Here is an 11,859-nt window from a genome sequence, read left to right on the forward strand (position 1 = left end):
TCTTTAGACATGTAGTTGTCTAGAGTCATCTTCGTCAGTTGTTCCTCCGTGAAGACGCCGCCCGGGTTCGGCCGGGCTAGCGGGACGATTCGAGGTGGTTTCCGAGCGCGAAGAGGTCGCATCCGTCCGCGGATGACGATGGAGCCTTTTCCCGACTCGACGGGACGCGTATCGAGCGCGTCCGCCGCACCCGTTTCTCCTGCACGAGGACTTTTCTTGACCACAACCGCGCCTTCGCGCGCTCTCAAACCTGCCCTCGCGGGCCTGTTCCTGTCCGTTTTCCTCGCGATGCTCGACGCCCAGGTCGTCGCCACCGCGCTGCCCCGGATCGCCGCCGAGTTCGGCGGGACCGGCGCCTACGCCTGGGTCACCACGGCCTACCTGCTCGCCGGGAGCGTCACCGCGCCGGTCCACGGCAAGCTCGGTGACGTCTTCGGCCGCAAACGCGTGCTCCTGGGCGCACTCGCCCTGTTCCTGCTCGGCTCGCTCGCCTGCGGCCTGGCGCCGTCGGCCGCGTTCCTGATCGCCGGGCGCGTGCTGCAGGGCGCCGGTTCCGGTGGCCTCTTCGTCTCCGTCGGCGCTTCGCTCGGCGAGATGTTCACGCCACGCGAAGGCGCGAAGTACTTCGGGTGGTTCTCGATCTGCTTCGCCGTCGCGTCGCTCGCCGGGCCGGTCGTCGGCGGGCTGCTCACGGACCTGGCCGGGTGGCGGTCGATCTTCCTGGTCAACCTGCCCCTCGGCCTGCTCGCCCTCGCCTTCCTGAAGGTCCTCGACCTGCCGCGACGCCGGAAGGACGCCCCGTTCGACTTCGCCGGGGTCGTCCTGCTCGGCGCGACGATCACCGGCTTCACCCTGCTGACGCCGTGGTCGCTCGCGCTCGGCGCGGCCGCCGCCGTCGCCTTCGTCCTGGTCGAACGCCGGGCCGAAGCCCCGGTGCTGCCACCGCGCCTGTTCCGCGACCGCACGTTCAGCGTGTCGATCGTGCTCAGCGTGCTCGCCGGGTTCGCGTTCCTCGGCTCGGTCAACTACATCGCGGTCCTGCTGCAGGCCGACGCCGGTCCGGCCGAAGGCGGGCTGCGGCTGGTCCCGATGACGATCGCGGTCGCGGTGTCGTCCGCGATCGCGAGCCGGATCATCGCCCGGACCGGCGCCTACCGCTGGGCACCGCGGCTCAGCATGGCGCTCGGCCTGCTCGCGGTGCTCGGCCTGACGACGTTCGACGCGCTGCCGCTCATCCTCGGCTGCCTGGTCGTCTTCGGCTTCGCGGCCGGACTGAACCTGCAGGTCCTGACCATGGCCACGCAGAACACCGCGCCCCCGGCGGACCGCGGCGCGGTCGCCGCTTCGGTCAACCTCGCCCGCGCGCTCGGCTCGGCCCTCGGCCCGGTCGCGCTCGGCTTCGCCTACACCGCGGGCACCCACGGCGTCTTCGTCGCCCTGCTGCCCGTCCTCGCGCTCGCCGTCGTCACGGCGTTCGCGCTCCCCCACGTCCCGCTCCGCCACCAGGAGAACCCACGATGATCTTCGTTCTCGGCGCCACCGGCAAGGTCGGCCGCCACCTCGTCCCCGCCCTGCTCGACGCGGGTGCGGCGGTCCGCGCCCTGACCCGCGACCCGGCGAAGGCCCGCGTCGACCCGCGCGCCGAAGCCGTCCGCGGCGACCTCGACACGGCGGACCTGCCCGCCCTGCTGGACGGCGCGGACCGCGTGTTCGTGCTGACCCAGGGGCACAGCGCGGACCGCGAGGCGGCGGTCGCCCGTGCCGCCGCACGCGCGGGTGTCACGCACCTCGTCAAGCTGTCCACCACGGGTGTCCACTTCGGACAGAAAGACCCGATCTCCCGTGCCCACGCCGAAGCCGAGCAGGCGGTCCGCGAAGCCGGTCCGGCGTGGACGATCCTGCGTCCCGGCACCTTCATGGACAACCGGTTCGCGTGGCTGGGCTCGATCCGCGAAGAGAACGCCGTGTACGTGCCCGAAACGGATCCGCCGTCCGCGCTGGTCCACGTCCGCGACATCGCCGCCGTCGCGACGCTCGCGCTGACGACGTCCGGCCACGAAGGCGCGACGTACGAACTGACCGGCGGCGAAGCCCTCACCGCGCGGGAGCAGGTCGCGATCCTGGCCGAAGCGCTCGGCCGTCCGCTGAAGTACGTCGAAGAAACCGAAGCCGCGTCCCGCGAACGCCTGGTCCGGCAGTACGGCTGGCCCGCTCGAGCCGTCGACGGGCTGTTCGCGATGAAGCGCGAATCCGGTCCGAACGAAAGCGTCGTGTTCGACACCGTGGAACGGTTACTCGGGCGGCCGCCGCTGACGTTCGCGGCCTGGGCGCGGGAGAACGCGTCCGCGTACCATCACCAGGAGTGATGCGGCGGAGGTGACCCGGGTGAGCGAACGTCTGCGCGTCCTCGTCGTGGACGACCACCCCCTGTTCCGGTTCGGCGTCTGCACGCTGCTGGACGCCGAACCCGGGATCGAGATCGTCGGTGAGGCCGCCAGCGGCGCCACGGCGGTCGAGGCCGCGGGTGCGCTCCGCCCCGACGTCGTCGTGATGGACCTGCACCTGCCGGACCTGTCCGGGATCCAGGCGACCCGGCACATCGTGACCGCGAGCCCGGACACCGGCGTGCTGATGCTGACGATGGCCGACGAGAGCGAGTCGGTCTTCGCGGCGATGCGCGCCGGTGCCCGCGGCTACCTGCTCAAGGACGCGGAACCGGACGAGATCATCCGAGCCGTCCAGGCGGTCGCTCGGCGGGAGGCGATCTTCGGGCCGGACATCGCGAACCGAGTGCTCGGGTTCTTCAACCAGCCACCGCCGTCGAGCGAGCCGGTGTTCCCCGAGTTGACCGGCCGCGAGCGCGAGGTGCTGGCACTGATCGCGGCGGGGCACAGCAACAGCGTCATCGCGGCGACCCTCTGCCTGAGCCCCAAGACGGTGCGCAACCACATCTCGAACGTCTTCGCCAAGCTGCACGTGGCCGATCGAGCGGAGGCGATCGTCCGGGCTCGGGACGCGGGCCTCGGCCGCTCCTGACACCACCCGTCGTGAGTGTTTAGGGCGGTTAGAACCGCCCTAAACACTCACGACTACGGCAGCCGCCACGGTCCTCGCGGGCAGCACGTCCGGGCAACATCGGGACGCCGGTCCCATGTGCTCGGGACACCTCGGCGGGCACTGTGGTCACCGTGAGGGGTGGGACCCTCGCACCGTTCGAGGGGAATGGGAAACGATGTACGAATCCGACCGGACGCCGGTGGTCGTGCGGGCCACCGATCCGATCCTGCACAACGGCGTCTGCATGGCGCTGCGTTCGCGTGACGACGTCCGGGTGGTGGACGCGGCGTCCGCCGAGGAGGCCGTGGTCGCGCTGCTGGTCGCCGACCGGCTCGACGAGACGATGACCCAGCTGCTGTCCGCGCTGCACCACCAGGGCTTCACCCGCATCGTGCTGGTCGCGGGCGAGGTCGACGACAACGAGATCCTCAACGCCGTCGAGCACGGCGTCTGCGCGGTCGCCCGCCGCGCCGATGCCGGGCCCGACATCCTCGTCCGGCTGATCAAGGCTGCCGCGGCCGGGGAGGGGGCGCTGCCGCCCGACGTGCTCGGCCGGCTGCTGAACCGGGTGTCCCGCCTGCAGCGTCAGGTGCTGCAGCCGCGGGGCCTGCACCTGGGCGGGATGAGCAACCGGGAGACCGAGGTGCTGCGGCTGGTCGCCGCCGGGTATTCGACGCAGGAGATCGCCGACCAGCTGTGCTACTCGCAGCGGACGGTGAAGAGCATCCTGCACGACGTCACCAACCGGTTCCAGCTGCGCAACCGCTCGCACGCGGTCGCGTACGCCCTGCGGGAAGGGTTGATCTGACCCATGATCGCCCAGGTCGACGAGGCCCTGTGCCGGTTGCTGCGGCCCTGCCTGCCGGCGGGGACGCAGATCCGGCTCGACCCGCCGAAGCCGACCTGGCAGACGGAGTCGCAGGTGCGGAGCGTGGAGCTGTTCCTCTTCGCGCTGCGCGACGCCGTCGGCGAAGAGGAAGAGGGGGAGGGAAAGCGCGCGGCCCGGCGCTGCGCGCTTTCCTACCTCGTCACCGCGCGGGCGCGGGAGGTCCGCGAGGAACACGACCTACTCGACGCCGCACTGCGCGCGGTGCTCGACGGCGAAAGCCCGCCGCTGCGGATGCGGCTGGCGAGCACCGATCCCGCGCAGCTGTGGACCAGCCTCGGCATGCCCGCGCGGGCCGGGTTCGTCCTGCTCGTGACGGCCGACGCGGACTAGCGCGGGACGCGCTCGGCGGGCCAGCGCACTTCCGGGACGTCGCTCGGCCGCGGCACCTTCAGGAAGAGGCTGAACACGGCCGGACGGCGGTTCGACAGCTCCAGCCTGCCGCCGTCGGCCTCGACCAGTGCCCTGGCCAGCGCCAGCCCGACGCCGGTGGAGCCGCCGCCGGAGAAGCCGCGTTCGAAGATGTGCGGCGCGAGCTCGTCGGGCACGCCCGGGCCGGTGTCGCTGACCTCGATCACCACCGTGCCCTCGGCGTCGCCGCGGCGAGCGACCAGCGCGACCGTGCCCGAGCCGTGGCGCAGCGCGTTGTCCAGCAGCACGCCGATGACCTCGCGCAAGCGGCCCGGCGTCGCCCGCGCCATCAGGCCGTCGGCGACGCGCATCCGGAGGTTGCGGCCCTCCGAGCGGAGCAGCTCGCGCCACTCCTGGGCCATCTCGGGCAGCTGCGTCGGCAGGTCCACCGGCTCCGCGCCGACCTCGCGGGCCGCGCGCGCCGCCGCGAGCAGCTCGTCGAGCGCTTCGGCGAGGCGGTCCGCCTGCTCCTGGGCCGCCTTCGACTCGTCGGCCACCTCGTCGTCCGGGTGCACGGTCAGCGGTTCCAGCCGCAGCTGCAACGCCGTCAGCCGGCTGCGCAGCTGGTGCGAGACGTCGCCGACGAGCTGCCGTTCCCGCTGCACGAGCTGCGCGAGCGCGGTGCCGGACGCGTCCAGCGCCTCGGCGACCATGTCGAGCTCACCGACGCCGTAGCGGCTCGGGTCGGGCCGGAAGTCACCGCCGCCGAGCCGGGCCGCGCGCTCGGCGACGTGCCGCAGCGGCTTCGCCAGCCGCCGCGCCGTCGCGATCGCCACCACCGCGCCGGTGCCGATCGACAGCAGCACCAGCAGGACGACGACCAGCGTCACGGTCGTCTGCCGCTCGTGCATCGGGCCGGCCGGCACGGCGATCTCGACCTTGCCGTCGCGGGCCAGGTCGGCCGTCTCGGTGACGGTGCTGGGGCCGGGGTCGTTGCCGTAGCGCTTCTCGTCCTGGCCGCTGACCCGCACGGTGAGCAGGCCGTTCGCCGGCACCGCCGCGCGCACCTGGTCGAGGTCGATCGCCTGGCCGTTGGCGATTTCGGTGTCGAGGATCGCCGCGGCCGCGCGGGCGTTCTCCGCGAGCGTCTCGCGGTAGCTCGACTCGATCTGCCAGCTCGCCACGATGCCCAGCGGGATGCCGAGAACCGCCGCGGTGACCGCGACGGCCAGGAGGATGGCCAGCAGGATCCGGCGGCGCACGGTTATTCGCTGTTGAACCGGAAGCCGACGCCGCGGACGGTCGCGATCCGCCGCTCGCCGTCGTGGGACTTGCTGGTGCGCCCGGCCGCCTCGTCGGCGGCGATGGCGAGCTTCCGCCGCAGCCACGACATGTGCATGTCGAGCGTCTTGGACGTCTTCGACTCGAGGTCGTTCCAGACCTCGGCGAGGATCTCGTCGCGGCTGACGACCTGCCCGGCCCGGCTCATCAGCACGCGCAGCAGCTCGAACTCCTTGTTGGCCAGCTGGACCTCGTGGTTGTCCACGGTGACCAGCCGCGCGCCGAGGTCCATCCGGACGCCGCCGGCTTCGAGCACCTCGGGCACCCGGCGGCGCAGCAGCGCGCGGATCCGGGCGAGCAGTTCGGCGAGCCGGAACGGCTTGGCGACGTAGTCGTCGGCGCCCGCGTCGAGGCCGACGACGAAGTCGACCTCGTCGGTGCGGGCGGTGAGCATCAGGACGGGCAGCTCGGTGCCGTTCGCGCGCAGGCGGCGGCACACCTCCAGGCCGTCCATCCCGGGCAGGCCGAGATCCAGCACGAGCAGGTCGACACGCTGGGCGGCGGTGGCGTCGAGCACCGAAGGGCCGTCGGTGACGACGTGGATCTCGTATCCCTCGCGTTCGAGGGCGCGGGAGAGCGGTTCGGCGATGGCCGGATCGTCTTCGGCAAGTAGGACCATGCTCACCTGGCCAACTCTACGGCGCGCGGGCGTGAAACCATCGTGACCGTGCCTGGCTATGAAGATGATCTGGCCCTCGCCACCCGGCTGGCTGACGCCGCCGACGCGATCACGACGGCGCGGTTCCGCGCCCTGGACCTGGCGGTGGAGCGCAAGCCCGACCGCACCCCGGTGACCGATGCGGACACCGCGGTCGAGGACGCGATCCGTGCGCTGCTCTCGGAAGAACGCCCGGACGACGCGGTGCTGGGCGAGGAACGCGGCGGTTCGGCCGCGACAGGCCGCGCATGGGTGCTCGACCCGATCGACGGCACCAAGAACTTCCTGCGCGGCGTCCCCGTCTGGGCGACGCTGATCGCGCTGGTGTCCGACGGCGACCCGGTGGTCGGCATGATCAGCGCCCCGCTGCTGGGCCGCCGCTGGTGGGCGGCCACCGGGTCCGGGGCGTTCTCTTCGGACACCGCCGGGACGCGACGGCTGTCGGTTTCGAAGGTTTCGTCCCTTTCGGACGCTTATCTGTCCACTACGGACTTGAACTCGTGGACCGAGTACCACTCGCGCGAGAAGTACCTCGAGCTGGTGAACGCGTGCTGGGAGTCCCGCGCGTTCGGCGACTTCTGGCACCACGTGCTGGTCGCCGAAGGCGCGCTGGACGTGGCGGCCGAGTGCATCGTGAACCCGTGGGACGTCGCGGCGGCCCAGGTGATCGTGACGGAGGCGGGCGGCCGGTTCAGCGACCTCGACGGCGTCGCGCGCTACGACAACGGCAGCGCCCTCTCGACGAACGGCCGCCTCCACGACGAGGCCCTGGCGATCCTGAAGCGCTGACGACGTCGTGAGTGTTTAGGGCGGTTAGAACCGCCCTAAACACTCACGAGCCGGGGAGCAGGCCGACGGCGCCGCGGGCGACCTGCGCCCAGGCCAGCCGCCCGAAGAGGTAGTGGCACGCCACCTGTTCGCTCGTGAAGCGCGCCCAGTCGTAGCGGTTGCCCTGCTCCCGCCAGAACACCTCCCACGCCTCGTCCTCGCCCTGCATCAGGCACCACGCGTTGTCGACCTCGGCGCCGAGCGAGACGACCTCCGGCGGCACGCCCAGCACGCCGAGCCAGCGCTGGATCGACTGGGTGTTCATCAGTCCTCTTCCCCCTTGGCCTCGGCGAGGTAGCCGAGGGTCACGAGCTCGTCGGCGGCCAGCAGGGCCCGGTACCGGGTACCCCCGCCGACCTGGCCGAACCAGTTCGCCGTCTCCGAGCGCCACATCGGGACCGCGCGCACCACGACGTAGCGGCGGTACTCGGCGTCCAGCATCCCCGGCGGCAGCGAGCGTTCCGCGAACGGCGTGCCGTCGGCGAAGAACACCCGCCCGTAGGCCGGGCCGAAGCGGTCGAGGACCGTGTCGGCCGGGACCATCACCGGCTCGGCCGGGTCGAGGCCGCCCTCGGGGAACTGCTCGCCCGGCGGCCACGCGTACTCCGGGCCCAGTTCGCTGTGCCCGACGACGAACCGGCGGATCCACACCGCCTGCGTCGCGTGCGCGTACGGCACGTAGTTCTCGGTCAGGTGGGCGGGCACCGGCCGCGGCGGCGCGGTCGGCGACCGGCGGAAGCCCGCGGTGACGTTGGTCAGCGCCTGGTCGTCGAAGATCAGCCGGGCGTCCGGGTGGTCCTGGGGGCCGAAGCCGTCCGGGTCGTCGGGCAGCGGCAGCTGCCGGGCCGGCCGGTCCATCGCCACCGGCAGGTGCCCGATCGGGAACATGTGCACCAGGAACAGCGCGACAACGCTTTCCCGCTCGGTGCGCGGCGCCCCGAGCGGCGGCAGCGGCGCCGGGGAGATCGGTGGGGGCGGGCCCGCGGGCACCGGCGGGGCCGGCGGCAGCGGGAACGGCGGGAGCAGCGGCGACACGGCGTGCGGCCACGCGGCGGGGCCGCCCGAGGGCGGGGTCGGGGCGTCCTCGTACCCGGGCAGGCGCACCGGCCCGGTGTCGAGGTCGGCCTCGACCGGTTCGGAGCCCGCCTCGGAAGGCTCGGTCACACCCATCCTCCGGCTCGGTCGGTGCCCGCGGGCACACGCTGTTCGTCGCGGCCGCGGCCGGTCGCCTGGTGCGGCGGGGTCAGCCCAGTGCGTTGACGACGCGGGACGGGCTCGGGCGGCCGAGCTGCCCCGCCATCCACTTGCTGGCCGCCACCAGCGCGTCCAGGTCGGCGCCGGTGTCCACGCCGAGGCCGTTGAGCATCCACACCAGGTCCTCGGTCGCCAGGTTGCCGGTGGCCGAATCGGCGTACGGGCAGCCGCCGAGCCCGCCGGCCGAAGAGTCCACAGTCGACACTCCACATCGGAGCGCCGCCAGCGTGTTCGCGAGAGCCTGGCCGTAGGTGTCGTGGAAGTGCACGGCCAAAGTACCGACATCACCGAAGAGCCCGATCAGGTTTTCGACCTGGCCCGCGGTTGCGACGCCGATGGTGTCGCCGAGCGAAAGCTGCGAGCATCCCATGTCCAGCAGGCGGCGGCCGGCGTCGGCGACCTGCTTGGCGGGCACGACACCCTCCCACGGGTCGCCGAAGCACATCGAAAGGTAGCCGCGGACGTCGACGCCCGCCTCGCGCGCCCGCGTGACGACCGGCTCGAACATCGCGAACTGCTCGTCCAGCGAGGAGTTGAGGTTCTTGCGCGCGAACGTCTCCGTCGCGCTGGCGAAGATCGCGATGTGCTCGACGCCGGCTTCGAGGGCGCGGTTCAGGCCCTTCTCGTTCGGCACCAGCACCGGGTACCGGACGCCTTCGCGGCGGTCCAGCCCGGCCAGCAGCTGCTCGGCGTCGGCCAGCTGCGGCACCCACTTCGGGTGCACGAAGCTCGTCGCCTCCAGCGTCGTCAGCCCGGCGCCGGCGAGCCGGTCGAGGAACTCCAGCTTGACCTCGACCGGGACGATCGTCTTTTCGTTCTGCAGCCCGTCGCGCGGGCCGACCTCCCAGATCGTGACCCGCTCCGGCAGCTCCCCGGCCGAGGGGACCAGCTCCGGCAGGCCCAGTTCGCGCGTGCCCATCAGCGGCGCCGCTCGCCGCGCGGCGGGTGCTCGCCCTGGGGCGGCATCGGCGTCGTCTGCTGGGCGCCCGGCCGGTAGTCGTCGTACGGGTTGTCGTTGACTTCGCGGTAGATCACCGTGTGCACCTTCTCGACGTGCGGGATGTCTTCGAAGCGCAGCGGCTCGTCGGACGCCGACTCGATGATCAGCGTGCCGCAGCCGAAGACGCGGTCCAGCAGCCCGTGTTCGAACTGGACGCTGTTGATCCGGCCCATCGGGATGTCGATGCCGGTGCGCTTCAGGACGCCTTCGCGGGCGATCAGCCGGTCGGTCGTCACGATGAAGTGGGTGGTCCGCCAGCGCACGAACGGCGCCAGGAACAGCCACACCACCAGGACCAGCGCCACCACCCCGATGGCGATCAGCCCGACCGAGTTCCACGGCGACGACGCGTCCTTCGCCAGGATCGCGAGCCAGGTGCCCGCGCCGAGGGTGACCAGCAGCGCGAGCGTCGGGAAGATCAGCATCTTGAAGTGGGGGTGACTGTGCACCACGACGTGCTCTTGCTCGCTGAGCAAATCGTCCGGATAAGCCACGGCGGACGCTCCCAAGGTCGGTGCGGCGGTGTCGTCCCACCGTACCGGCGAGACGCCTCGCCGGTGAGTGCAACGCCCCGAAGAATCAGGCCGGGCGGACGTGGACCACGTCACCCGCGAACACGGTGTGCCGCTGCCCGCCCGCCATGTCGACCTGCAGCTGGCCGGCGGCGTCGATGTCGGCCGCGCGGCCGGTCAGCGAAGTGCCGTCCGGCAGTTGGACCTCGACGTCCTGGCCGAGGGTCGCGCAATGGGCGCGGTAGTCGCCGAGCAGGCCGGCCTCGGTGAGGTCGCCGCCCGCGAGCCGCCACCGCTTCTCGAGCTCGTCGAACTCGGTGAGCAGCGCGACGGCGACGTCGGTGCGGTCGGTGTTGGTGGCGCCGTGCTCGGCGAGCGACGTCGCGGGCAGGCCACCGGGCCCGGGCTGGACGTCGCCGAGGGGCAGCACGTTGAGCCCGACGCCGAGCACAATCGACGGCTCGGTCCCGGCGACGGCTTCGGCGAGGATGCCGGCGCACTTGGCGCCGTCGACGAGGACGTCGTTGGGCCACTTGAGGACGGCGTCCACCCCGACGGACGCGGCGGCCGCGCGGACGGCGAGCCCGGCGACGACGGAGAGTGAGCCGAGCACCGCGAACGGGACGCCGGGCCGGAGCGCCACGCTGAGGTACAGCCCGGCACCCTTCGGCGAACTCCACGTGCGCGCCCGCCGACCGACCCCCGCGGTCTGCTCCTCGGCGAGGAGAACGGTCCGGTCCGCGACCCCTTCTTCGACGGCTTTCCGCAGGTCAGCGTTGGTGGAGCCGGTGCGCTCGACGACGTCGACCCGCGGGTACCGGTCCTGGAGCGCGGTGCGGAGGCGGGCGACCTCGATCTCAGCCATGTGCCCACAATATGGGAGTCCCCCTAACGTGCAAGCTACTCAGTCGTTCACTAAGAGGTGCGCCCTTCTAAGTTGGACCCTGTGACGACGAAGCCGAGTACGTGGGCCCGTGGGGCGGCCCTGCGCGGCCTGGTCGCCCTCCCGCTCGTCGCGGGTTTGGTGGCGGCGGGCTGGTTGCTGGCCGACCGCTCGCCGGAGCCCGCCCCGGTCCCCCTGCCCGTGGCCCGCGATGCCGTGGCGTCGGGTCCGTCGGTCCTCGAGGTCAGCGCACCGGTGAAGGCGCAGGAGCCGGGTCAGGGCGCCTCCGGCCAGGGCGGCAAGAGCCCGCTGCAGGAGTGGGCGGAGCAGCTGGCCGGGCCCCTCGACATCCCCGCCGACGCCCTGATCGGCTACGCGAACGGCGAGCTGGCGCTGCGGAGCGAACAGCCGTCGTGCCACCTGTCGTGGGTCACGCTCGCGGGCGTCGGCTCGGCGGCGTCGAACCACGGCCGCGGCGGCGCCAACCCGATGGGACTGACCGCGGCGCAGGCCAAGAAGTACGGCGGCGAGGCGCCGATCGCGGCCGGGCGCGCGCTCTGCGCGGGCGGCACGGACCTCGGCGCGGGAGCGGGCTGGTGGAAGGCGATCGCGGCCTACCACCCGGGCGGCGAGTCGGAGCTGTTCCGCCAGCGCGTCCTGGGGATGGCCCAGCTGTACGCGACGCTCTCCCTCGACCCGGCGTCGGCCGCGTCGCCGCGGGTGAAGGCGACCCGGTTCGCCCTCGGCCAGCTGGGCCTCCCGTACGTCTGGGGCGGCAACGGTCCCGACGCGGGCGCGGCCGGGTTCGACTGCTCGGGGTTGACGAAGGCGTCGTACGACAGCGCGGGCGTGGCGTTGCCGCGCACGGCGGACAGCCAGTTCCGCGCGCTGCCGCCGGTCCCGGCAGCCCAGGAACCCCGCCTGGGCGACCTCGTGTTCTACGGCAACCCGGCGACGCGCATCCACCACGTCGGGCTGTACCTGGGCAACGGTCTGATGATCAACGCGCCGACCGAGGGCCAGGCCATCCAGATCCACACGTACCACTCCAAGGGCGACGACTACGCGGGCGCGGGCCGTCCGGCCTGA

14 protein-coding genes are annotated in these 11,859 nt (G+C 72.4%); 7 read left to right on the forward strand and 7 right to left on the reverse strand.

All coding sequences use genetic code 11. From position 1 onward, the window contains the following. Positions 1 to 216: 216 nt before the first annotated feature. The 5 genes from QP939_RS07665 to QP939_RS07685 all read left to right on the forward strand — a co-directional run bounded on the left by QP939_RS07665 (position 217) and on the right by QP939_RS07685 (position 4,276). Positions 217 to 1,521: an MFS transporter gene (locus QP939_RS07665; RefSeq protein ID WP_285455884.1), complete on the forward strand. Its 1,305-nt coding sequence runs from the start codon at positions 217 to 219 to the stop codon at positions 1,519 to 1,521. After that, entirely contained in the window at positions 1,518 to 2,366 is an 849-nt protein-coding gene (locus QP939_RS07670; protein ID WP_285455885.1) for an SDR family oxidoreductase, read from the forward strand. The genes QP939_RS07665 and QP939_RS07670 overlap by 4 nt, the downstream gene beginning before the upstream one ends. A gap of 19 nt (positions 2,367 to 2,385) precedes the next feature. Then, a complete protein-coding gene (locus tag QP939_RS07675; RefSeq protein ID WP_285455886.1) occupies positions 2,386 to 3,036 on the forward strand; it encodes a response regulator in 651 nt (216 codons plus the stop codon). Between the two features lie 196 nt (positions 3,037 to 3,232). Further along, positions 3,233 to 3,865 carry a helix-turn-helix transcriptional regulator gene (locus QP939_RS07680; RefSeq protein WP_285455887.1) on the forward strand — a complete coding sequence of 211 codons (633 nt, stop codon included), beginning with the start codon at positions 3,233 to 3,235 and terminating at the stop codon, positions 3,863 to 3,865. 3 nt (positions 3,866 to 3,868) lie between these two features. Continuing rightward, positions 3,869 to 4,276 (forward strand): Pvc16 family protein, encoded by a 408-nt coding sequence (locus QP939_RS07685; RefSeq protein WP_285455888.1) that lies wholly within the window; start codon positions 3,869 to 3,871, stop codon positions 4,274 to 4,276. Here QP939_RS07685 and QP939_RS07690 read toward each other — a convergent pair. Then, complete coding sequence (locus QP939_RS07690) at positions 4,273 to 5,556, reverse strand: ATP-binding protein (protein WP_285455889.1); 1,284 nt, start codon at positions 5,554 to 5,556, stop codon at positions 4,273 to 4,275. The two genes, QP939_RS07685 and QP939_RS07690, sit on opposite strands and share 4 nt — an antisense overlap. Positions 5,557 to 5,558: 2 nt before the next feature. Further along, the gene (locus QP939_RS07695) at positions 5,559 to 6,254 is read right to left on the reverse strand and encodes a response regulator transcription factor (RefSeq protein WP_285459688.1); all 696 of its coding nucleotides are present in this window, start codon (positions 6,252 to 6,254) and stop codon (positions 5,559 to 5,561) included. Between the two features lie 42 nt (positions 6,255 to 6,296). Here QP939_RS07695 and hisN point away from each other — a divergent pair, with 42 nt between their 5' ends. After that, a complete protein-coding gene (hisN, locus tag QP939_RS07700; protein ID WP_285455890.1) occupies positions 6,297 to 7,082 on the forward strand; it encodes a histidinol-phosphatase in 786 nt (261 codons plus the stop codon). 43 nt (positions 7,083 to 7,125) lie between these two features. Here hisN and QP939_RS07705 read toward each other — a convergent pair whose 3' ends face one another. The 5 genes from QP939_RS07705 to QP939_RS07725 form a co-directional block, all read right to left on the reverse strand. Beyond that, positions 7,126 to 7,386 carry a hypothetical protein gene (locus QP939_RS07705; RefSeq protein ID WP_003105220.1) on the reverse strand — a complete coding sequence of 87 codons (261 nt, stop codon included), beginning with the start codon at positions 7,384 to 7,386 and terminating at the stop codon, positions 7,126 to 7,128. Continuing rightward, on the reverse strand, positions 7,386 to 8,285 hold the full coding sequence (locus QP939_RS07710) for a TNT domain-containing protein (protein ID WP_285455891.1): 900 nt from the start codon (positions 8,283 to 8,285) through the stop codon (positions 7,386 to 7,388). The genes QP939_RS07705 and QP939_RS07710 overlap by 1 nt, the downstream gene beginning before the upstream one ends. A gap of 79 nt (positions 8,286 to 8,364) precedes the next feature. Continuing rightward, the gene (locus QP939_RS07715) at positions 8,365 to 9,294 is read right to left on the reverse strand and encodes a hydroxymethylglutaryl-CoA lyase (RefSeq protein WP_285455892.1); all 930 of its coding nucleotides are present in this window, start codon (positions 9,292 to 9,294) and stop codon (positions 8,365 to 8,367) included. Beyond that, a complete protein-coding gene (locus tag QP939_RS07720; RefSeq protein ID WP_285455893.1) occupies positions 9,294 to 9,869 on the reverse strand; it encodes a PH domain-containing protein in 576 nt (191 codons plus the stop codon). The genes QP939_RS07715 and QP939_RS07720 overlap by 1 nt, the downstream gene beginning before the upstream one ends. 85 nt (positions 9,870 to 9,954) lie before the next feature. Next, entirely contained in the window at positions 9,955 to 10,752 is a 798-nt protein-coding gene (locus tag QP939_RS07725) for a biotin--[acetyl-CoA-carboxylase] ligase (protein WP_285455895.1), read from the reverse strand. A gap of 81 nt (positions 10,753 to 10,833) precedes the next feature. Here QP939_RS07725 and QP939_RS07730 point away from each other — a divergent pair, with 81 nt between their 5' ends. Continuing rightward, positions 10,834 to 11,859, forward strand: coding sequence for a C40 family peptidase (locus QP939_RS07730; RefSeq protein WP_285455896.1), 1,026 nt, complete (start codon positions 10,834 to 10,836; stop codon positions 11,857 to 11,859).

Origin of the sequence: Amycolatopsis nalaikhensis (assembly GCF_030264295.1) — a bacterium.
Taxonomy (GTDB): domain Bacteria; phylum Actinomycetota; class Actinomycetes; order Mycobacteriales; family Pseudonocardiaceae; genus Amycolatopsis; species Amycolatopsis nalaikhensis.